This is a genomic window from Sphingomonas sp. (assembly GCF_039594485.1).
Classification (GTDB): Bacteria; Pseudomonadota; Alphaproteobacteria; order Sphingomonadales; family Sphingomonadaceae; genus Sphingomonas.
This window is the reverse complement of sequence record NZ_JBCNNI010000032.1, coordinates 21,141-42,021: the sequence shown is the minus strand read 5'-3', so window position 1 is coordinate 42,021 and position 20,881 is coordinate 21,141. Positions and strand designations below refer to the sequence as shown.

General features: G+C 68.2%; 19 protein-coding genes. 8 read left to right on the top strand and 11 right to left on the bottom strand.

Features of this window, described 5'->3' with window-relative positions:
• The first annotated feature begins 91 nt into the window (after positions 1-91).
• Both ABDV78_RS14835 and ABDV78_RS14830 read left to right on the top strand, forming a co-directional pair.
• Positions 92-1,726, top strand: coding sequence for a ribonuclease J (locus ABDV78_RS14835; protein ID WP_343528191.1), 1,635 nt, complete (start codon positions 92-94; stop codon positions 1,724-1,726).
• 4 nt (positions 1,727-1,730) lie between these two features.
• Entirely contained in the window at positions 1,731-2,006 is a 276-nt protein-coding gene (locus tag ABDV78_RS14830; RefSeq protein WP_343528190.1) for a DUF1467 family protein, read from the top strand.
• Between the two features lie 57 nt (positions 2,007-2,063).
• Here the strand turns inward: ABDV78_RS14830 and ABDV78_RS14825 are convergent, their stop codons facing one another.
• Entirely contained in the window at positions 2,064-4,253 is a 2,190-nt protein-coding gene (locus ABDV78_RS14825; protein ID WP_343528189.1) for a hypothetical protein, read from the bottom strand.
• A 243-nt stretch (positions 4,254-4,496) separates the two neighbouring features.
• Between ABDV78_RS14825 and ABDV78_RS14820 the strand changes: the two genes are divergently transcribed.
• The 4 genes from ABDV78_RS14820 (at position 4,497) to ABDV78_RS14805 (ending at position 8,481) form a co-directional block, all read left to right on the top strand.
• Entirely contained in the window at positions 4,497-4,790 is a 294-nt protein-coding gene (locus tag ABDV78_RS14820; protein ID WP_343528188.1) for an Hpt domain-containing protein, read from the top strand.
• A 141-nt stretch (positions 4,791-4,931) separates the two neighbouring features.
• Positions 4,932-6,035: a hypothetical protein gene (locus tag ABDV78_RS14815; protein ID WP_343528186.1), complete on the top strand. Its 1,104-nt coding sequence runs from the start codon at positions 4,932-4,934 to the stop codon at positions 6,033-6,035.
• An 86-nt stretch (positions 6,036-6,121) separates the two neighbouring features.
• Entirely contained in the window at positions 6,122-7,132 is a 1,011-nt protein-coding gene (locus ABDV78_RS14810) for a hypothetical protein (protein ID WP_343528185.1), read from the top strand.
• A gap of 5 nt (positions 7,133-7,137) precedes the next feature.
• Positions 7,138-8,481 (top strand): HAMP domain-containing sensor histidine kinase, encoded by a 1,344-nt coding sequence (locus ABDV78_RS14805; RefSeq protein ID WP_343528183.1) that lies wholly within the window; start codon positions 7,138-7,140, stop codon positions 8,479-8,481.
• 48 nt (positions 8,482-8,529) lie between these two features.
• Here the strand turns inward: ABDV78_RS14805 and ABDV78_RS14800 are convergent, their stop codons facing one another.
• Genes ABDV78_RS14800 through gltX form a run of 3 tightly spaced genes read right to left on the bottom strand, consistent with a single transcriptional unit; the run spans position 8,530 to position 11,465 of the window.
• Entirely contained in the window at positions 8,530-8,739 is a 210-nt protein-coding gene (locus ABDV78_RS14800; protein WP_343528181.1) for a hypothetical protein, read from the bottom strand.
• Positions 8,740-8,742: 3 nt separating this feature from the next.
• Positions 8,743-10,026: a citrate synthase gene (locus tag ABDV78_RS14795; protein ID WP_343528179.1), complete on the bottom strand. Its 1,284-nt coding sequence runs from the start codon at positions 10,024-10,026 to the stop codon at positions 8,743-8,745.
• 2 nt (positions 10,027-10,028) lie between these two features.
• Entirely contained in the window at positions 10,029-11,465 is a 1,437-nt protein-coding gene (gltX, locus tag ABDV78_RS14790) for a glutamate--tRNA ligase (RefSeq protein ID WP_343528178.1), read from the bottom strand.
• A 61-nt stretch (positions 11,466-11,526) separates the two neighbouring features.
• Between gltX and ABDV78_RS14785 the strand changes: the two genes are divergently transcribed.
• Positions 11,527-13,629 (top strand): ComEC/Rec2 family competence protein, encoded by a 2,103-nt coding sequence (locus tag ABDV78_RS14785; RefSeq protein ID WP_343528176.1) that lies wholly within the window; start codon positions 11,527-11,529, stop codon positions 13,627-13,629.
• 144 nt (positions 13,630-13,773) lie between these two features.
• Here the strand turns inward: ABDV78_RS14785 and lexA are convergent, their stop codons facing one another.
• The 6 genes from lexA to ABDV78_RS14755 are packed head-to-tail and all read right to left on the bottom strand — an operon-like array spanning position 13,774 to position 18,582.
• On the bottom strand, positions 13,774-14,451 hold the full coding sequence (lexA, locus tag ABDV78_RS14780; RefSeq protein ID WP_343528174.1) for a transcriptional repressor LexA: 678 nt from the start codon (positions 14,449-14,451) through the stop codon (positions 13,774-13,776).
• Between the two features lie 55 nt (positions 14,452-14,506).
• Positions 14,507-15,691 (bottom strand): gephyrin-like molybdotransferase Glp, encoded by a 1,185-nt coding sequence (glp, locus tag ABDV78_RS14775; RefSeq protein ID WP_343528172.1) that lies wholly within the window; start codon positions 15,689-15,691, stop codon positions 14,507-14,509.
• 47 nt (positions 15,692-15,738) lie between these two features.
• On the bottom strand, positions 15,739-16,206 hold the full coding sequence (gene moaC / locus ABDV78_RS14770) for a cyclic pyranopterin monophosphate synthase MoaC (protein WP_343528171.1): 468 nt from the start codon (positions 16,204-16,206) through the stop codon (positions 15,739-15,741).
• Positions 16,203-16,979 (bottom strand): indole-3-glycerol phosphate synthase TrpC, encoded by a 777-nt coding sequence (gene trpC / locus ABDV78_RS14765; RefSeq protein ID WP_343528170.1) that lies wholly within the window; start codon positions 16,977-16,979, stop codon positions 16,203-16,205. The genes moaC and trpC overlap by 4 nt, the downstream gene beginning before the upstream one ends.
• On the bottom strand, positions 16,976-17,971 hold the full coding sequence (trpD, locus tag ABDV78_RS14760; RefSeq protein WP_343528169.1) for an anthranilate phosphoribosyltransferase: 996 nt from the start codon (positions 17,969-17,971) through the stop codon (positions 16,976-16,978). Before trpD ends, trpC begins: the two co-directional genes overlap by 4 nt.
• Positions 17,968-18,582, bottom strand: coding sequence for an aminodeoxychorismate/anthranilate synthase component II (locus tag ABDV78_RS14755; RefSeq protein WP_343528202.1), 615 nt, complete (start codon positions 18,580-18,582; stop codon positions 17,968-17,970). Before ABDV78_RS14755 ends, trpD begins: the two co-directional genes overlap by 4 nt.
• A 191-nt stretch (positions 18,583-18,773) precedes the next feature.
• Here ABDV78_RS14755 and ABDV78_RS14750 point away from each other — a divergent pair, with 191 nt between their 5' ends.
• Positions 18,774-19,241 (top strand): hypothetical protein, encoded by a 468-nt coding sequence (locus tag ABDV78_RS14750; protein ID WP_343528167.1) that lies wholly within the window; start codon positions 18,774-18,776, stop codon positions 19,239-19,241.
• A 140-nt stretch (positions 19,242-19,381) separates the two neighbouring features.
• Here ABDV78_RS14750 and trpE read toward each other — a convergent pair whose 3' ends face one another.
• Positions 19,382-20,878, bottom strand: coding sequence for an anthranilate synthase component I (trpE, locus tag ABDV78_RS14745; RefSeq protein ID WP_343528165.1), 1,497 nt, complete (start codon positions 20,876-20,878; stop codon positions 19,382-19,384).
• Positions 20,879-20,881 lie beyond the last annotated feature (3 nt).

Here is a 20,881-nt window from a genome sequence, read left to right as displayed (position 1 = left end):
CCGCAGGAAGAGATGACCGCGCCCTGACCGGCGCACCCCTATCGCCCCGAACCCGCTTTCAGCGGGAGGGGCGTCTATTGTCAGGAAGTGAATGACTCCCAAGAAAGAATTGCTGTTCTGCGCGCTCGGTGGATCGGGCGAAATCGGCATGAACGTGAACCTGTACGGCACCGAAGGTAAGTGGGTGATGGTCGATTGCGGCATCACCTTTGCCGATCCGGCCTATCCCGGCATCGACGTGATCCTGCCCGACCTGAGCTTCATCGAGGACCGTCTGGACGATCTGGTCGGCATCGTGCTGACCCATGGTCATGAGGACCATATCGGCGCATTGCCCTATCTGGCCGAGGATCTGGGCGTACCGATCTACGCCACGGCCTTCACCGCCGGGCTGGTGCGCGGCAAGCTGGAGGAAGAGGGCAGCGCCAACCGCGTCAAGCTGCGCATCATGGAGCCGGGCAAGGCGTTCGAGGTCGGCCCGTTCGACTTCACCTTCGTGCCGCTTTCGCATTCGATCCCCGAGGCGAATGCGCTGCTGATCGAAACGGCGGTGGGCCGGGTATTCCACACCGGCGACTGGAAGCTCGACCAGACCCCGGTGATCGGCAAGCCCGCGTCGCCCGCCCAATTGTCGTCGATCGGCGATCGCGGCGTCGACATTCTCGTTTGCGATTCCACCAACGCCTTCAACACCGAGGCGTCGGGTTCGGAAGCCAGCGTTCGACCCGGCATCGCCGAGACGGTCGCCAAGGCCAAGGGGCGGGTGGTCGTCACCACCTTCGCCTCCAACGCCGCGCGCCTGGTGACGCTGGGCGAAGTCGCCAAGGAGACGGGCCGCAAGCTGTGCGTCACCGGGCGTTCGCTCGACCGGATTTTGAAGGTCGGCAAGGCCTGTGGTTACTTCAAGGGCTTCCCGGAGACGGTCGACCCCGAAACCGCGATGCGGCTGCCCAAGGACCGCGTGCTGATCGTCGCGACCGGCGGGCAGGGCGAACCGCGCGCCGCGCTGTCGCGCATCGCAGAGGGCAGCCACACGATCCGGCTCGACACCGGCGACACGGTGATCTTCTCCGCGCGCCAGATTCCGGGCAACGAGACGGCGGTCGGCCGAATCCAGAACATCCTGGCGGGCAAGGGCGTCCGCATGGTCACCGAGCGTCAGGCGCATGTCCATGTCTCGGGCCATCCGGGGCAACCCGAACTGGCGCAGATGTACAAGTGGCTGCGTCCCCGCACGCTGATGCCCGTGCATGGCGAGATGCGCCATATGATGGAGCATGCCCGCTTCGCCACGACGCAGGGCGTGCCCGCCACGCTGGTCCAGTCGGACGGCGACATCGTCCGTCTGCTGCCCGGCAATGCGACCAAGATCGGCCAGGCGCCGGTCGGCCGGCTCGTGCTGGACGGCGATGTGATCCTGCCCTCGGACGGCTCGACGATGAACGAGCGGCGCAAGCTGGCGATCAACGGCCAAATTTCGGTCGGCGTCGCGGTCGCCAAGGGACGTCTGGTCGGAAGCCCGCAGGTTCGCGTGCAAGGCGTGCCCGTCGAGGATGAGCGGGATGCCTTTATCGCCGAAGCGGTCGCTGCGGCGGCCAAGGCGGTGGACGGCCCGCGCCGCGCCACCGACAAGCTGCGCGAGGATATCCGTCTTTCGGTGCGCAAGGTCGCGACCCGCTGGACGGGCAAGAAGCCGATCGTCGACGTGCTGTTGATCGAGGGGTAAGGCCATGCATTGGACGTCGGCCCTTGCGATCTACGTCCTGTTCTGGTTCCTCGCCGTGTTCCTGGTCCTGCCCTTCGGGGTCAGGACCGCGCACGAGGCAGGCGCGGAGCATATCCCCGGCACGGCCGAGAGTGCTCCGCATGTCTTTCTGGTCGGCCGCTTCTTCCTTCGCACGACCATCGTCGCCACGATCCTGTTCGGCCTGTTCTATCTGAATTATGTGTTCGGCTGGATCACGGCGGACATGCTCGACTGGAGCGGGGTGAGCCGAGGCGCCTGATACGGCCCCGGGCCCGATCGACGTTCAGAGGCCTATCCCGCAAGGGAAGGATGATCTTTACCGCAACCGCTCGATCGCCTGGGCAAGCGCCACATAGAGCTTGCCCATGTCCGACGACAGCAAGGTCACGCCCAGCGGCGATCCGTCCCGCTGGTTCAGGACACCGCGAAGCATCGCTTCGAAATCGTGGATGTAGCGGTTCACATGCTCGCGGAATTTCACGTCCTCGTCGTACAGCTCGGCGATGTTGCGGGCCTGATGCGAGTCCAGGATGCGGACCGCGCGGCGGGTGAAGACACCGCGATCGCCCTTCAGATAGGCCGCCCAGGCGCTGTCCGTCACCTCGGGCGCATAGATTTTGGCGATGTCGATCGACGCCGAGTTGAGCGACTCGACCAGCAGCGAGGCACGGCGGGCGAAGCTGTCGCGGTCGGCTTCCTCGCGCTCGGTCCGCGCCTCATCGATCCGGCTTTCGACCAGCGCGGTCTTTTCCGCGATGATATCTGCCTGGCGCGCCAGCCTTTCGGTCGCGCGGGTGGCGGCGTCGACGGCTTCCTGGGTGGCGTCGACAATGGCATGGACCTGTCGCTCGACCGTATCGCCGGTCGCGCGGCGCATCGCCTCGGCACTGGCATGTCCCAGCGCACTCGCCGCCTGCGGAATGACCTCGGCCAGCGTTTCGCGGGCGCGGTCGGCGGCGGTGGCGGCGGTCTCGCGGACGCGCAACAGGGCATCGACCAGCTTGGGCGCGGCTTCGTCGGCGAAACGGTGCGAGCGTTCGATCGTCTCGTCGACCATCATGCCCAGCGCATCGGCCTTAGCGCGGCCGCTCGACAGGGTTTCGAGCAGGCTTCCCGACAAATTCTCCAGCGTCTGGCGCTGTTCGGCGATGACGTCGGCGATCGCCTCGATCGCTTCATGGGTGCTCTCCGCGGCGGCGACCAGTGCCAGCAACTCCGGCTTGGTTTCCACCACGACTTCGTGGCTGGCCCGCATCCGCTGGTCGAGCCGCCCGAGCGCCTCCGGGAGCGTCTCATCGATCTCTCGCGCTGCGGCGTCGAGGGCGATCAGCAGCGTCTCGGTCGTGCCGATGACGCGGTTGGCCATGGTTTCTCCGGCCTCCAGCGCGCCGGTCATCGCATCCGCCGATCCGCCGAGCGCGCTGATCGAGGCGGCGAGCATCTGCGATTTCTCGGTGCCCTGCGCATGGAGCACGGCGATGCGCGCTTCCACGCGGTCAAGCTGCGTGTCGAGCGTGTCGATCAGCGCCTCGCCCGCGACACGCTGCGCCTCCAGCTCGGCGGTCAGGCGGGTGATCGCGCCATCGACCCGGCCGATCCGCTCGGCCAGCACATCGGCGCTGTCGCGGGCCGCGCTGTCGAGCGCGGCCTGGTTCGCGCCGATCGTCGCCAGCATCGCCTCGCCCTGTGCGGCGATGCCCTGGCGCGACGTCTCGATCGCCTCTGCGGTGCGATCGAGCAGTGCGTCGATCGTCGTCGCGACATTGGCGGTGACCTTTTCCAGATGGTTGCCGGCGGTTCGGCTGGTCGTCTCCATCTGCTCGATATGCGCGGCCAGCCGCTGGGCGGCACCGCTGGCGATCGTGTCGGCATCCTGGCCCCGGCGGCCCAGCGCGACCAGTTGCGCATCGAGCGCGGCGGCGTGCGTCTCGGCCGCGCGCGCCGCTTCCGCCATGCGGTCGCTGGCCTCGCCCACTTCACCGGCCGCGCGGGGCAGGGCGTCGAGCAACTGGGTCAGGCTGGCCTGGCTGGTCCCGGCGACATCGGCCAGCGTCCGGCCATGGGCCTCGACCATCTGGATGTCGTCCGAAAGGTCGCGCGCGATGGCGTTGAAGCGGGTTTCCGCCGCCTGCGCCATTTCGGACAGCGCGATCGCCTGTGCCGACAATTCCGACCGGTTGGCCTCCAGCGCCCGGCCGATCGCCCCGACCGCGCGTTCGAGCGCCGCCGCCTCATCGCGCATATCGCGAGCGGTCAGGGCGAAACGGCGCTGCTCGGCGCGGCTGCTGCGCTGTGCCACCAGCCACAGGATCGCGATCAGCATCGGCCCGGCCAGTGCCAGCGTCAGGATGGGAGCCAGCGTCGCGGGGGTGAAGGCCGGGGTCATCCGCCACCCCCAGGCAAGCACAATACCCGCCCAGAGCATGCCGGCCCCGATCGCCACCACCAGCGGCCAGAGCGAGGGCGCCGGTGCCTCCTCGACCATGGCGCGTTCACTGTCATCCAACCAAGGGCTGGATGATAAGGGAAATGATGGAGATTCAACGGTTTCGGCATAGGGTTGCGGGGTGCAGGCCGGGTCATCCGACCGCTGCTGGTCCGCCAAGTCCGACCTGTCCTGACGCTCCACGCGCAAATCCACGATCATCCGAGCCCCCGTGTCACAATGGGTCGGTTTATCATGTTTGGCGGCGGCAGAAAGCGAATTGCGCTATTCCGTGCGGGCAGTGCTTGGGTTTATGGGAGCGCCATGACGTATGACCATGGAACGATCGACTCCACTTTGGCGGCGGTTGCGGGTGACGAGCCTGCGCTGATCCAGGATTTGCGTCGGGCGTTCATGGACGGCGTGACCCGGGCGGTCGAGGCCATGCATATGGCGCAGGTCGGCGGGGAATGGCGCGAGGCTGCGCTTCGCCTGAAGGGGCTGGCGGCCAGTGTCAGTGCGTTGCCCCTGATGACGCTGGCCGGGCAAGCGGCCGGGCTGGACGCGCCCGACGCCGATCTGCTCGAGCGGATCGGGGATCACGTCGCGCGCCTCTGATCGGTTGAACCGCCTCCGACGGGGCTGGCAAGGATGTCGGCAAAGCCCTAACAGCACAGGATGTTGTCCGGCCTTTTATTCGCGATTGATGATGCAGATGACCGCCCGGGGCGGCTGACGGCGACCCTGCCGTTCGCGGGCGTGACCCTGATCGAATATCAGGCGCGGCTGCTGATCGCGGCGGGCGCGGCGCAGATCATTATCGTCGTTGCCCGTCTGACCCCGGAGCTGCTGGGTGCGATCGCACGAATCGCGCAGCGTGGCGTCGTGGTCGATACGGTGCGTAGCGCGGTGGAGGCGGCGGAGAAATTGCACCCGCTGTCGCGTCTGGTCGTGCTTGCCGACGGATTGATCACGACCGAGGATACGATCGCGATCGTCCTGCGCGACACCGGCACCGATGCCCTGATGGTCGTGCCCGAGGCGGGGGCCGAGGCCGGGCTGGAGCGGGTCGGGGGGCAGATGGCCTGGGCGGGTGTCGCCCGACTCGACCCGCGCCGCGTGGCGGAGGTCGCCGCGCTGCCCCGCGACTATGACCTGCAATCCACGCTCCTGCGGATGGCGGCGCAGGCGCGTGCCACGCATATCCTGTTGCCGGGCGACGCGGAAAAAGCGGGCCATGGTATCGTCCATCGTGCCGAAACACTGGACGCGCGCGGCCGTGCGGTCGTCGCGCGGCTGGTGGCGGGACGGCGAAGCTGGTTCGATCGCTATATCCTGGCACCGGTCGCCCGCCTCGCCTTGCCGCGCTTGGTCGAACGGGCCGTGCCCTCGCACGTCGCCGGCGGGGCGGGGGCCGGGGTGGGCGCGGTCGGGCTGATCCTGATCTTTGCGGGCTTTCCCGCGCTGGGGCTGTGCGTGACGATCCTCGGCGCACTGGGGCTCGGGCTGGGTGAGACGCTGGCCGGTCTGCGCGACGAACAGAATGTGGCGCGGGTTCAGTCGGCGGCGATCGCGCTGCTCGCCGCACTCGCCATCGCGGCCCTGGGCTGGCAGCATTACCGGCTATGGGGCGAGGATATGGGGCCGGTCCTGGCGCTGATGCTGATCATCTTCGCCATCCTGGCCGAGCGTGCCGGGCTGTATCGTTTCCGTCGCCGCTGGTGGGCGAGCCCGCCCGCCTATCTGCTCGTCATCCTGCCCGCGGCGATGCTGGGGGTGACGTTGTGGGGGCTGGCGCTGACGACCGTCTATGCGATCGTCACTTTGGTGTCCGCAATCGAGACATTGCGGGCGCAAGTTTAGTGTCGCTTTAACATCAAAGGGATTAGCCATGCCTCATGGCGGTCGAACCGGACCCATATTCAGCCGATAATTGGCAACGCTCGCGCTTGTCCTCGCGCGTCAGGCGGGCTGGCGCGCGCGCGGCGCGCCGCCGGGACGGCGCGGTCATCGACATGCTGCTGGACGATGAAGCCCGGCTGACCGACCAGCTTCGCTTGATGCTGACCCGGCGACTGGCCGATCTGGTCGAGACGATCGCGCGCGATCTGCGGCATCAGGCCGCTCGCCTGATCGCCGATGAGGGGCGCGACGGTGCCGCGCTGCCCCCCATCGATGCGATGGCGCGGTTGCGGCGCGCCGGATTGGTGGCCGATCCGCTTCTGGTCGATGAGATTCTCGCCCAGTTGCGCCAGACCCTGTTGTCCGATGCGCTGCCGGCTGAGTCGCTCGCCAGCGACGCCCCCAGTCTGCTCGTCCGCCTGACCGAATCACCCGACCGGATCGTCGCCTCGGCCGCGCGCGCGGTCCTGTCATCCGAAGGGCAGATTCGTGCCGGTGGGGAGGGGCTCGGGTTGCCGGACATGCTGTACCGGCCGCTGGTCTGGAACGTCGCGGCGGCCTTGCGGGACGGCGATGACCCGGCCGTCGACCATGCGCTGGCGGGGGCGGCAGAGCGCCTGATCGCCTCGCGCGGCGAAGGCGAACGCGCCGGAACCGCCGCGCGCCGTCTGGTGGCCGCGATCGATGCGCGGGTGGCCGAATTGCCCGACCTGCTGATCGAATGCCTGTCCGACCGGCAATTGGGTGTGTTCATCGCCTTCATCGCCCATGCGGCCCGGCTCGATGACCGCGATGTGCGGGAGATCGTGCTGGAACCCGAGGGCGATCGGCTGTGGCTGCTCCTGAGGATGCTGGACATGGACCGGGCCACGATCGCGCGGATCGGACTGTGCCTCAGCGACGCGGATGGGCGGCGCGATGTCGAACAATTCGCGGATGCGCTGGACGCGATCATGGCGGTATCACCCGCCGATGCCCGTCGTGCCCTATCATCGCTGATGCTGCCCGCCGCCTTTCGGGAGGCCATCGATCGGCTGGACGGCGAGCCTCGCCGATGACGTCGATGGACAGCCCCGGCGAGTCGATGGTGGCGCGTGCCATCCTCGACAGCAGCGATCGGATCCTGTCCGCCGATCCACCGATCGAGTTGCTGCATATCCGCGCAGGCGGGGCGGCAGAGGACCGGCTGGCGGTGGCGCCGATCGCGCGAATCGTGCGGCTGGCGCGACGACTGGGCATCGCGGTATCGCGCAAGGTGTGCGTCGCGGATGAAGAGGGCGACCTCGATCTCTGGGTCCAGGCCCGCCCCGAAACCGGCCAGATCCGCCTGAGCGTCAGCGGCTGGCGCGATCGTGCCGCCTGGCGGCCGCGCGCGACCCCACGCGACTATGCGGCGGCCGGGGCCGATTTCCTGTGGGAGGCCGATGCGGCCCTGCGCCTGACCTTCCTCTCGCCCGATGCAGGGTGCCGCCACGGCTTCGATGCTACCGCGATGTTGGGGCGACCGCTCAATGCCCTGTTCGTCCTGGACGGCGCGAGCGGGCCGGGACTGTTGAGCGATTCCACCCCGCTCGACGGACGGGGGGCCAGGCTGCGTCCGACCGACGCGCCGGTCCGGCTGTCGGCGGCGATCCGTCACGATGGCATGGGCGGGATCGCGGGACTGGTGGGCGCGACCTATCTGATCGATCCGCCGGACGAGGACGAAGGCGCGCGGCCATCGAGGGCCGCACCGCTGACCGACAGCTTCACCGCCGGGCTGGACCGGGCGTTGCGCACCCCGCTCGCGCGGATCGTCGCCAATGCCGACAGCATCGCGGCACGCGCCGATGGCCCGATCGCCAGCGACTATGCCGAATATGCGACGGACATCGCCCATGCCGGGCGGCACCTGATCGGACTGGTCGACAATCTGGTCGAGTTGCAGGCGATCGAGCAGCCCGATTTCACGCTGGCCGCGACCCCGATCGATCTGGCCGATGTCGCGCGCCGTGCCGCCGGGCTACTCGGCGTCAGGGCGGATGCGGCCGGAGTCGCGGTAAGTCGTCCGGGTCCGGCGGATAGCCTGCCCGCCCTGGGCGATTTCGGACGTTCGCTCCAGATTCTCATCAACCTGATCGGCAACGCGCTGCGGTATTCGCCGCGGGGCGGCGAGGTGCTCGTCTCGGTCGCGGATGAGGAGGAATGGGCGGTCGTCCGCGTCGCCGATCACGGCAAGGGGATCGCGCCCGAGGACCAGCCGCGCATCTTCGAGAAGTTCGAACGCGTCGACCCGACCGAGCCCGGCGGCAATGGCCTGGGCCTGTATATCGCCCGCCGCCTGGCGCGCGCGATGGGCGGGGATCTGGGCGTCGAGAGTGCGCCCGGCGAGGGCGCGACCTTCACCTTCCGCCTGCGCACGCGATAAAAAAAAGGGCTCCCGGAGGAGCCCCTTGTGCATGTGCCGGAGAGCGGCTCAGCGCCGCCTGGGCAACCGCCTGGCGACCAGGATCAGCACCAGCCCGGCCACCGCGACGAAGGCGCCGCGATCGGCCCATTCGCCCTGGCCGAGCATGAAGCTCTCCTGAGGCCAGTGGATATAGCCCAGGCCCTGGCCGATCCACAGCGCGCCGGTCAGCGCCAGCATGACGCCGATGGCGATCAGGATCGGCCGGACCCGGTTCATGGTTTAGCGCTGCTCGACCGGAACATAGGCGCGCTGGGTCGGGCCGGTATAGAGCTGACGCGGGCGGCCGATCTTCTGGTCGGGATCGGTGATCATCTCGTTCCACTGCGCGACCCAGCCGACGGTGCGGGCGAGCGCGAAGAGCACGGTGAACATCTCGGTCGGGAAGCCGATCGCCGACAGGATCACGCCCGAATAGAAGTCGACATTCGGGAACAGCTTCTTCTCGACGAAATATTCGTCGTTCAGCGCGATCTCTTCGAGGCGGAGCGCCGTCTCGAACAGCGGATCGTTGACCTTCAGCGCGTCGAAAACCTCGCGCACGGTCTTCTGCATCACGGTCGCGCGCGGGTCGTAATTCTTGTACACGCGGTGACCAAAGCCCATCAGGCGGAACGGATCGTTCTTGTCCTTGGCGCGCGCGATGAACTCGGGGATGCGATCGGGCGTGCCGATCTCGCGCAGCATGTTGAGCGCGGCTTCGTTCGCGCCGCCATGTGCCGGACCCCAGAGGCAGGCGATGCCCGCCGCGATGCACGCGAACGGGTTCGCACCCGACGAACCGGCCAGACGGACGGTCGAGGTCGATGCGTTCTGTTCGTGATCGGCGTGCAGGATGAAGATGCGGTCCATCGCCTTTTCGACGGCCGGGTTCACCTCATAGGCCTCGGCCGGAACGCCGAAGGTCATGCGCAGGAAGTTGCCGGTGTAGGACAGCGAGTTGTCCGGGTACAGGAAGGGCTGGCCCACGCTGTACTTGTACGCCATCGCCGCGATCGTCGGGATCTTGGCGATCAGGCGATGCGAGGCGATCGTGCGCTGCACCGGGTCATGGATGTCGGTCGAGTCGTGATAGAAGGCCGACAGCGCGCCGACCACGCCGCACATGATCGCCATCGGGTGCGCATCGCGACGGAAGCCGCGGAAGAACGCCGCCAACTGCTCGTGCACCATGGTATGGCGCGTGATGGTGGTCGTGAAGTCGGACAGTTCGCCCTTGTTCGGCAGTTCGCCGTTCAGGAGCAGATAGGCGACTTCCATGAAGCTGCTATTCTCGGCCAGGTCGCCGATCGCATAGCCGCGGTGCAGCAGCACGCCTTCGTCACCGTCGATATAGGTCAGCTTCGACTGGCACGATGCGGTCGAGGTGAAGCCGGGATCATAAGTGAAGGCACCCGTCTGACCGTACAGCTTGCGGATGTCGACCACGTCCGGGCCGATCGAGCCCGACATGACCGGATAGTCGAACTGTTTGCCGCCAATGTCGAATTTCGCGGTGTCGCTCATACTCAATGATCCTTCCTATCTGCGGTCATCTGGTCCGCGATCCGACCCAGGCTTTCCTCGCGGCCCAAAAGACTGAGCACGTCGAAGATCCCCGGTGACGTCTTGCGTCCGGTCAAGGCGGCGCGGAGTGGCTGGGCAACCTGGCCGAGTTTCACGCCCTCGGCTTCGGCCACTTTGCGTACCGCGTCTTCCAAAAGCTCCGTATCCCAGTTGTGCACCGCGTCAAGCGCGGCGTGAACGGAAAAGAGAATGTTCCGTGCCTTTTCATCGAGAAGGCTGGTGGCAGCTTCGTCCAGCGTCAACGGGCGACGTGCGAAAAGGAACCGCGCGCCCTCCGCCAACTCGTTGAGATTGGCGGCGCGCGGTTTCAACGAGGGCATGGCGGCGGTCAGCAGCGCGATATCGTCCTCGCCCAGGCGAGCGGTGACCAGCGCCGCCAGCCGCGCATCATCGGCCTCGCGGATGTAATGGCCATTGAGGTTTTCGAGCTTTTTCAGGTCGAATCGCGACGGGGCCTTGCCCACGGCGGCGAGATCGAACCACTTCACGGCATCGTCGCGGGCGATGATCTCCGCGTCGCCATGCCCCCAGCCGAGCCGGAGCAGATAATTGTCGAGCGCTTCGGGAAGGATGCCCATCTCGTCGCGATACGCCTCGATCCCGACCGCGCCGTGGCGCTTGGACAGCTTGGCGCCGTCGGCGCCGTGGATCAGCGGGATATGCGCATAGATCGGCTCCGGCCAGCCCATCGCCTTGTAGATCGGCAACTGGCGGAAGGCGTTGTTCAGATGGTCGTCACCACGGATGACGTGGGTCACACCCATGTCATGGTCGTCGACCACCACCGCCAGCATATAGGTGGGCGTGCCGTCCGAGCGGAGCAGGACGAGGTCGTCCAGCTCGGCATTCTGCACCGTGACGCTGCCCTGTACCCGATCCTCGATCGTGACCGATCCCTCGCGCGGCGCGCGCAGGCGGACGACGAAGGGCTGGCCTTCGGGCGCGGTGGCGGGATCGGCGTCGCGCCAGGGCGAGCGAATACGTAGCGGCTGCTTGGCGGCCTGTGCGGCCTCGCGCTGCGCCGCGATCTCTTCCTGCGTCATGAAGCAGCGATAGGCATGGCCGCGCGCCATCATCTCCTGGGCGACTTCGGCATGGCGGTCGGCGCGGGCGAACTGGAACACCGCGTCCCCGTCCCAGTCCAGGCCGAGCCAGCGCATGCCCTCGAGGATCGCGTCGATCGCGGGCTGGGTCGAGCGGACGCGGTCGGTATCCTCGATGCGCAGCAGGAACTTGCCGCCATGGTGACGCGCAAACAGCCAGTTGAACAGCGCGGTGCGCGCGCCGCCGATGTGAAGGAACCCGGTCGGCGACGGGGCAAAGCGGGTCACGACGCCGTTGGCGGTCGATCCCGTGGCGATATCATCTGTTGCGCTCAACCGCGCATACTCCCAAGCATAAGATTCGATGGCCCATTCAGCCGCCGCAGCCCCTAGCATCATGCGCCCGCGCCGCCAAATGCCGTGGGCGTCGATGCTGGAGCGCTGGGCCGAGGCGGAGCGGACGCAGATCGGCGCCTGGATTCCGGTCATGCTGGGCACGGGCATCGCGCTATGGTTCGTCCTGCCCGATCCCCGTGCCTGGACCGCCGCGCTGTGCATGGCGGCGGCTTGCGGCCTGGCGGCGGCGACATGGGCCAATGGCGGTCGGATGGCGCGCATGGTCTGGACGGCCGCCCTGGCGATCACGGTCGGACTGGTCCTGGCCTGGCTCCGCGCCGAATCGGTCGCGGCGCCGATCCTGCCGCGTCCCGTCATGGCCGAGATGGTGGCGCATGTGGACGGCATCGACCGGCTGGCGGCGCGGCGCATGGTGAGGGTGATGCTTCGGCCCGTGCTTGCGCGGGACGGACGGGGGCAGGCGCTGGCGCTTCCGCCACGCATCCGGCTGTCGCTCGACCAGGAGGATGTGCCGGCCGGTCTGGGGCCGGGCGCAGTGATCCGGTTGCGCGCCCGGCTGATGCCGCCTGCCGGGCCCATCGCACCCGGGGGATATGATTTTGCGCGGGCGGCCTGGTTTCAGGGGATCGGTGCAACGGGGCGAGGCCTTGCGCCGGTCACGATCCTGAGCCCGACGCCGCAGGGTAGCGGCCTGCGGCAGCGTCTGTCGATGCGGATCACTGAGCGCGTCTCGGGCAGTGCCGGCGGGATCGCGGCGGCGCTGGCCACCGGCGATGTCGGCGCGATCGCGGAGGCCGATGCCGAGGCGATGCGGCGCGCGGGGCTGGCGCATCTCCTGTCGGTCAGCGGGTTGCACATCACGGCGGTGGTGGGGATCGTCATGGTCCTGACGATCCGACTGCTCGCCTTGTGGCCGTGGCTCGGCCTGCGGCTGCGGCTGCCGCTGGTCGGGGCATCGGCGGGAGCGGTGGCGGCGATCGGCTATACCTGGCTGACCGGCGCGGAGGTGCCGACCATCCGATCCTGCGTGGCGGCGATGCTGGTGCTGGCGGCGCTGGCGATGGGGCGCGAGGCGATGACGCTGCGGCTGGTCGCGGCGGGCGCGTTGATCGTCCTCATCGCCCGGCCCGAGGCGCTGATGGGGGCGAGCTTTCAGCTTTCCTTCGCCGCGATCACCGCGATCGTCGCACTCCACGAGCATCCCGCCATGCGTCGCCGTTTCGGGCCGCATCCCGACTGGCGGTGGTCGGCATTGCGGCAATTGGGCGCGCTGCTGATCACCGGGCTGGTGGTCGAGGCTGCATTGCTGCCGATCGCGGTCCATCATTTTCACAAGGCGGGGTTGTACGGTGCTTTTGCCAACATCGTCGCGATCCCGTGGACGACCTTCGTCGCGATGCCGCTGGAAATGATCGCGCTGTTGCTGGAGCCGCTTGGGCTTGCCGCGCCCTTCTGGTGGCTCCTGCAGCACGCGCTGTCCGCCCTGTTATGGCTGGCGCACCGGGTGGCGGATATGCCGGGGGCGGTGATGGCATTGGCGGTGGCGCCCGACTGGGCCTTTGCGGCGACCGTCATGGGCGGGCTGTGGATCGCGCTGTGGCGGACGGGCGGGCGATGGCTGGGTGTGCCGCCGCTGGCGGCGGGATCGGTCGCGATGTTGCTCGCGCCGATGCCCGACCTGATCGTCACGGGGGACGGTCGCCATGCCGCGATCCGCCAGGGGCAGGGCATCGCGCTGCTGCGCGAAAGGGCAGGGGACTATATTCGTGGTTCGCTGTCCGAAATCGGTGGCAGTTCGGCAGAGCCGACCGCGCTGATCGACCAGGCCGATGCGCGTTGCGGGCCGGATTTGTGCGTCACCGCGATCCGGCGGCAGGGGCGCGACTGGCGCGTTGCGGCGACGCGGAGCGGTTATGCGGTGCCATGGGCGGGCCTGATCGGACTGTGCCAGAGCGTGGATATCATCATCGCCGATCGCCGTCTGCCCGATGCGTGCCGCCCGCGCTGGCTGAAGCTGGATAGCGTGGCTCTGCGCGAAACCGGGGGCGTGGCGATCCGGCTGGCACCGCCGATGGTGCAGATGGTGCGACAGCCCGGCGACCGGCATCCCTGGACAATGGGTTCGCACGTCGCAGGACGATAAGGCGTCAGTTTCCAGGGCCCCAGGCACCATTGGCACCGTCGAGCGCGGAAGGGGACTGATGCCCCCTGGAATGATCCATCCCGGCCCGCCGTGAGAAATTTATCATGGCGGGCAGCGCCGTGGCGGAACGGCAGGGATTTCGCCTCAATCGTAGCGGCGCAGGATTCCCGACAGCTTGCCCTGCACCCGCACCTGCGCCGGGGCATAGCGTTGCGGATCATAGGCCCGGTTCGCCGGATCGAGGCGGACCATCGAGCCTTCGCGCCGGAAATATTTCAGCGTCGCTTCGGCATCGTCGATCAGCGCGACCACGATCTGCCCGTCGCGCGCGACGTCGGTGCGGCGGATCAGCGCATAGTCGCCATCCAGAATCCCCGCCTCGACCATCGAATCGCCAGAAACCTCCAGCGCATAATGCTCGCCAGAACCCAGCAGCGCGGCAGGAACGGCGAGGGTCGAGCTGCCCTCGAACGCCTCGATCGGGACACCGGCGGCGATCCGGCCGTGCAACGGAATCTCGACCACGTCATTGGCGGGTTCGGCCACGCTGCGCGACGCAAGGGTGCGGACATTGCCCGAGGGAGCCGCTGGTGCGGGTTTTTCCGGTCGATCGGGCATCCGCAACACTTCCAGCGCGCGGGCGCGATTGGGCAGGCGACGGATGAAATGGCGTTCCTCCAGTGCGGAGATCAGCCGGTGGACACCCGACTTGGACTTGAGGTCCAGCGCCTCCTTCATCTCCTCGAAGGACGGCGAGACGCCGGTTTCCTTCAAACGGTCATTGATGAAGCAGACAAGCTCATGCTGCTTTGCGGTGAGCATCGCGATCCTCCGTCCAGAACAGACGTGGAACTTATATGGAACGGAATGGCTTGCGTCAAGCGATCATCAGGATTTCCGCCGAGTCGCCCGCATGGGCCGGCGGGGCATGGGGCGGACGGATGACCAGGCAGGTCGAGCGGGCCAGCGTCAGCAGCATCGAACTGTCCTGGATGGCGGCGGCATGGACCCGGCCGTCGATCATCGCGGCGCGGAGATAATCGATGCGGGGGCCGTTGGCTGGCAGGTCCTCGCCCAGCACGGCGGGGATGACCGTCGGAAACGGGTCGGCTGCGCCCGCCAGATGCGCGACCAGCGGCTTGACGAACAGGATTGCGGTGACGAACGCCGATACCGGATTGCCGGGCAGCCCGAGCACGATCGTCTCGCCAAGTCGCCCCGCCATCATCGGCTTGCCCGGCCGCAGGGCGATCCGCCAGAAATCGATGCTTCCCCCGGCGGCCTTGAGCGCGGGCTGGACCAGGTCGTGATCGCCGACCGATGCCCCTCCCGTCGTGACCAGCAGGTCGGCCTCGACCCCGGCAAAGGCTTCACGCAACTGCTCCAGATCGTCGGGGAGGATGCCCAGGTCGATGATGTCGACGGGCAGGTCCGCCAGCAGCGCCGCGAGCATCACGCCGTTCGATTCGGGCAGCGCCATGGGATCGGCCATCCCCGGTGCGACGAGTTCGTCACCGGTCGCCGCGATGGCGACGCGGACGCGCGGGCGGACGGGCAGGGTGCCATGCCCGCCGGTCGCCGCGACCGCGATGCGCGCCGGGGTCAGCCGCTGTCCAGCCGCGATCAGTCGATCGCCGGTCATGAAGTCCAGCCCGCAACGCCGGACATTGCGGCCACGATACGCCGGGCCTTCCCCCGCCAGCGTCAGCGTCGCGCCGTCCCGTCCGGCCTCTTCCTGCACCAGTACCGTGTCGGTGCCCGGCGGCAGGGCCGCTCCGGTAAAGATGCGGGTGGCCTGTCCCGCTTCGACCTGCCCGGCATAGGGGCGTCCCGCGGCGCTTTCGCCGATGACGGTCCAGGGGCCGGGCAGGTCGGCGAAGCGGATCGCATAGCCGTCCATCGCCGAAAGGTCGCTCGACGGCTGGGTCCGGCGTGCCGGAATATCGCATGCCGCCCAGCGTCCGGCGGCTTCCCGCAGCGGGACTTCGATAACCGGACGGTCGCTGGCCAGCGCAAGCAGGCGCTTCTGGGCTTCGGCAACGGGTAGAAGAATGACGGTCACTCCTGTTGGCGAAAAAGACGCGCCGTCGGCGCTCGCGTTCCCCGGTGTCAGGCGTGCCAGTCGCCCGACTTGCCGCCAGTCTTGGAGAGCAGGCGGATATCGCCGATCGCCATGCGCTTATCGAGCGCCTTGGCCATGTCGTACACGGTGAGCAAGGTCACCGAGACGGCGGTCAGCGCCTCCATCTCCACGCCCGTCTGCCCGGCGGTGGCGGCGGTGGCGGTGGCGGTCACGCCGTCCGCGTCCAGCGTCAACTCGATCTCGACTTTGCTCAGCGGCAGGGGATGGCAGAGCGGAATGAGGTCACTGGTCTTCTTGGCGGCCATGATCCCCGCGACCCGCGCGACGGCGAGCACATCGCCCTTCTGGACGCTGCCGGCCGCAATGGCGGCGGCGGCTTCGCGGGACATGGCGATCCGCCCCTGCGCCACCGCCTGCCGTGCCGTCACGGTCTTGGCGCCGACATCGACCATCCGGGCCGATCCGCTTTCGTCCAGATGGGTGAGGCCGGTCATCCGATCAGTTCGCGCGTCGCCGCCTCTACGTCATGCTGACGCATCAGCGCCTCGCCGATCAGGAAGCAATGGATGCCGTGCGCGGCCATCGCGTCCAGGTCGGCGCGGGTGGTCAGCCCGCTCTCGGCCACGAAGGTGCAGCCCTGCGGCGCACGGCCGACCAGTTCATAGGTCCGCTCGAAGTCGACCGAGAAATCGCGCAGGTCGCGGTTGTTGACCCCGATCAGTCGCGACTTCAGCCGTGCGGCGCGCTCCATCTCGGCGGCATCATGTACTTCGACCAGCGCGTCCATGCCGCACTCGATCGCAGCCGCCTCGATCTCCTCCATCTGCGTGTCGTCGAGTGCGGCGACGATGATCAGGATGGCGTCCGCCCCCAATGCGCGCGATTCGTGCACCTGCCAGGGGTCGACCATGAAGTCCTTGCGCAGGACCGGGATCGATACCGCCGCGCGCGCCTGCTCCAGATAGATGTCGGCTCCCTGGAACCAGCGCTCGTCGGTCAGCACCGACAGGCAGGCCGCGCCACCGGCCTGATAGGCGCGGGCATGGGCGGGGGGATCGAAATCGGCGCGGATCAGCCCCTTGGACGGGCTGGCCTTCTTCACCTCGGCGATCAGCGCATGGCCGGTCTTGGCATCGAGTGCGGCGCGAAAGCCGCGTGGAGCGGAGACGGAGGCGATCCGGGCGTCCAGATCGGCGAGCGACATCGTCGCCTTGCGCGCGGCTACATCGGCGCGCTTGGTTTCCAGGATGCGGTCGAGCATCGTCATCGGTAGGCAATCCATCGATCGAGAAGCGCCGTGGCCTCGCCCTTGTCGATCGCTCGGGCGGCGGCGACCGCGCCCTGCGACAGGTCGGCGCTATGCCCCGCGACCAGCAGCGCGGCGGCGGCGTTGAGAAGAACCGCGTCGCGATACGCGCCCGGCTCTCCGGCGAGAAGGCGGCGAAGCGCCTCGGCATTGTGCCGGGCGTCGCCGCCGCGAATGGCGGTGATGGGATGGCGGGCAAGGCCCGCATCCTCCGGGGTGATCGTCGCGGGCGCGGTGATGGCGCCGACCGACACGGCGATGCTCGCGCCGGCACCCGACAGTTCGTCCAGCCCCTCTTCGCCCGACACCACCAAGGCGGCCTCGGCGCCCAGTTGCGACAGCGCCTCGGCATAGACCGGGGCGTAGTCGGGCCGTGCGATGCCGATCAACTGCCGCCGGACATGCGCCGGATTGGCGAGCGGACCCATCAGGTTGAAGATCGTCCGCCGCCCGATGCGCCGGCGGATCGGGGTGATCCGCGCCATGGCCGGATGATGATTCGCCGCGAAGAGGAAGGCGATGCCGATATCGGTCAGGCTCGCCTGCGCCATCTGCCCGGCGCGGTTCATGTCGAGGCCCAGCACCTCCAGCGTGTCCGCCGCGCCCGCCTTGGACGAGGCGGCGCGGTTGCCATGCTTTGCCACCGGCACGCCCAGCGCCGCGACGACCAGCGATACGGCGGTCGAGACGTTGAGCGTGTGATGCCCGTCGCCGCCGGTGCCGCAGACGTCGACCGTGCCCGCGGGCGCTTCGATCGGGATCAGTCGTTCACGCATCGCCCGCGCCGCCTCGGCGATCTCGATCGAGGTTTCGCCGCGTTCGGACAATTGGATCAGGAAGGTCGCGATCGCCGCGTCATCGGCGCGGCCGTCCAGAATGTCGGCGAACGCGGCATAGGCGCTTTCCCGCGACAGGGGGCTGGCGGGATCGGGCAGCAGCGCGATGGTGGTCACGCGGCATTCTCGACCGGCGGGCGCAGCCGCTCGGGCAGGTCATGCGCCACGCCCGCTTCGCGCAGGAAATTGGCGAGCATGGCATGGCCATATTCGGTGGCGATGCTCTCCGGGTGGAACTGGACGCCGTGGATCGGCAGGGTCCGGTGGCGGAATCCCATCACCGTGCCGTCCTCCGCACGGGCGTTGACCACCAGGCTGTCAGGCACGTCGTTGACGATCAGCGAGTGATAGCGCGTCGCGGTGAAGGGGGAGGGCAGGCCGCGGAACAGCCCGGTCCCGTCATGATGGACCGGCGATGTCTTGCCATGCATCAGCCCGCCGCGCTGCACCAGCCCGCCGAAATGCTGCCCGATCGCCTGATGGCCCAGGCACACGCCCAGCAGTGGGCGGCCCGCATCGGCGGCGGCGGCGACCAGGTCCAGGCTGACGCCCGCCTCGGTCGGCGTGCAGGGGCCGGGAGAGATGAGAAAGGCTTGCGCCCCCGACGACAGCGCTTGGCCCGCCGAGATCGCGTCATTGCGGACGACCTCCACCTCGCTGCCCAATTCCTGAAGATAATGGACGAGGTTCCAGGTGAAGCTGTCGTAATTGTCGACGACCAGGATCATGACACCGCCATAGCTGATCGTGCGGGCGGTGCAACGCCCGCTTGACCGCATGGGACGTGGGAGGGGAGGGAAATGTCGCGGGCGGTGACCGATGGCCGCAATTCCGCCTGAAATTCGTCGCCTCGTGGCGCCGTTCATCGTGGAGCCATGCGCGGCATCCGACGTTATGATGTCAAAGGAGTTTCTTCGTCATGGTTCGTGCCGCTCTGATCGCTGCCCTGCTGCTGACCCCCGGGGCGGTGTTTGCCCAGCAGGCCGTCCAAGGTCAGGCCGCGGCCCAGAACCAGCAGGCTGTCAACCAGCAGGCCGAATCGGGCCAGCCGCCCAAGCGCGTGCGAAACGTGACCCTGACCGGCGACCAGAAATGCCCCGAGAGCACCGCCGAGGAGGTGGTGGTCTGCGGCCGGCTGGACGAGCCATACCGCATTCCCAAGGCGCTGCGCGACAATCGCCCGATCCCTGCGCAGAATCAGAGCTGGGTCAATCGCGCCGCGACCATGGATCAGGTTGGCCGTGTCGCCGGCGGCATTCCCGACACCTGCTCGCCGGTCGGCACGGGTGGGCAGAGCGGATGCAGCATGATGTGGAACCAGCAATATCAGGCCGAACGCCGCGCCCGTCGCGCGGAGCAGACCCCGCCCGCCGATAACGGCGAATGATCGGATAGCGACGGCGAAGACCCCCCTCCGTCAGGGGAGGGGTTGGGACAGGGCCTCCGCAATGCATTGCGGATGACGGAGGACCCCACCCTTAAGGGGCGGCATGTCGGGTTGATGCCGGTCAGCCCTGTCGCCTGTATCTATTGCCCGAACGCCCCTTCACCGGCCCGTGCGACGGCATCGCGCGCGGCGGCCAACATCGCGCCCGCCTTGGCCTCGCATTCGCGTTGCTCATAGGCGGGGTCGCTATCGGCGACGATGCCCGCACCCGCCTGGACATGGATGGTGTCGTCCTTGACCACGGCGGTCCGCAGCACGATGCACGAATCCATCGATCCGTCGGGCGAGAAATAGCCGACGCCGCCCGCATAGGCGCCACGCCGCTCGGGCTCCAGTTCGGCGATGATCTGGCAGGCGCGGACCTTGGGCGCGCCGCTGACCGTGCCCGCCGGGAAGCCCGCGAACAGCGCGTCCAGCGCATCCTTGTCCTCGCCCAGACGGCCGACCACGTTGGATACGATGTGCATCACATGGCTGTAGAATTCGACCGTATAGCTGTCGGTCACCCGCACGCTGCCTGATGAGGAGGCCCGACCGACATCGTTGCGGCCGAGGTCGAGCAGCATCAGATGCTCGGCGCGTTCCTTGGGATCGGCGAGCAGGCTGTCGCGGTTGGCCGCATCCTCCGCGCTGGTGCGCCCACGTGGACGCGTGCCCGCGATCGGACGGATCGTGACCTCGCCCTCGCGCACCCGGACGAGGATCTCCGGGCTCGACCCGATCAGCGAGAAGCCCGGCAGGTCGAGATGATAGAGGAACGGAGAGGGGTTGATCCGCCGCAGGCTGCGATACAGCTCGAAGGGGGGCAGTGCGAAGGGCGCGGAGAAACGCTGCGCCAGCACCACCTGAAAGATGTCGCCCGCGACGATATAATCCTTCGCGCGCGCGACCATCTCCGCATAGCGACCGGCGGGCAGCGCGGGCGTATAAGCGGGCTCAGGCAAATCGGCGCGAACCGGCGCGGGCAGCGCCGTCGAGGCCAGGCGGGCAGCGGTGGCGTCCAGCCGTTCCCCGGCTTCGCCGATCATGCGTGCCGGATCGCGGGCCGCATCGGGCCAGACCGGCGCGACGAGGTAGAGCGCGTCGGCCAGCCGGTCGAAGACCAGGATGACGGTGGGCCGAACGAAGATCATGTCGGGCAGGCCCAGCGGATCGGCCTCAGGCTGCGCCAGCGTCTCGACCAGCCCCACCGTCTCATAGCCGAAATAGCCGACCAGACAGGCGAGCGCGGGGGGCAGCCCCTCCGGCACATCGGCGCGGCATTCGGCGACCAGCGTGCGCAGTGCGGTCAGCGTCGGTGTGGCACAGGGCGCGAACGCGTCCCGATCGGTCGCCCAGTGGCGGTTGATCGCGGCCTCATGCCCATGCGCGCGGAACACCAGATCGGGGGCCAGCCCGATCAGGCTGTAGCGGCCGCGAGTCGCGCCGCCCTCGACCGATTCGAGCAGGAAGTCGCCCCGGCCCGGCTCGATCAGCTTCAGCGCGGCGGCAACCGGCGTCTCGGTATCGGCGATCTGCCGCCGCCAGACGAGCACGGGGCGGCCACCGGCCAGCCGGGCGACCGCACCGTCAGCCATGGA

Coding starts and splice junctions, on each gene's coding strand:
- ABDV78_RS14835 (WP_343528191.1), top strand. CDS start 92: ATGACTCCCAAGAAAGAATTGCTGTTCTGCGCGCTCGGTGGATCGGGC.
- ABDV78_RS14830 (WP_343528190.1), top strand. CDS start 1,731: ATGCATTGGACGTCGGCCCTTGCGATCTACGTCCTGTTCTGGTTCCTC.
- ABDV78_RS14820 (WP_343528188.1), top strand. CDS start 4,497: ATGACGTATGACCATGGAACGATCGACTCCACTTTGGCGGCGGTTGCG.
- ABDV78_RS14805 (WP_343528183.1), top strand. CDS start 7,138: ATGGACAGCCCCGGCGAGTCGATGGTGGCGCGTGCCATCCTCGACAGC.
- ABDV78_RS14800 (WP_343528181.1), bottom strand. CDS start 8,739: ATGAACCGGGTCCGGCCGATCCTGATCGCCATCGGCGTCATGCTGGCG.
- ABDV78_RS14795 (WP_343528179.1), bottom strand. CDS start 10,026: ATGAGCGACACCGCGAAATTCGACATTGGCGGCAAACAGTTCGACTAT.
- ABDV78_RS14785 (WP_343528176.1), top strand. CDS start 11,527: ATGCGCCCGCGCCGCCAAATGCCGTGGGCGTCGATGCTGGAGCGCTGG.
- lexA (WP_343528174.1), bottom strand. CDS start 14,451: ATGCTCACCGCAAAGCAGCATGAGCTTGTCTGCTTCATCAATGACCGT.
- moaC (WP_343528171.1), bottom strand. CDS start 16,206: ATGACCGGCCTCACCCATCTGGACGAAAGCGGATCGGCCCGGATGGTC.
- trpC (WP_343528170.1), bottom strand. CDS start 16,979: ATGACGATGCTCGACCGCATCCTGGAAACCAAGCGCGCCGATGTAGCC.
- ABDV78_RS14755 (WP_343528202.1), bottom strand. CDS start 18,582: ATGATCCTGGTCGTCGACAATTACGACAGCTTCACCTGGAACCTCGTC.
- ABDV78_RS14750 (WP_343528167.1), top strand. CDS start 18,774: ATGGTTCGTGCCGCTCTGATCGCTGCCCTGCTGCTGACCCCCGGGGCG.
- trpE (WP_343528165.1), bottom strand. CDS start 20,878: ATGGCTGACGGTGCGGTCGCCCGGCTGGCCGGTGGCCGCCCCGTGCTC.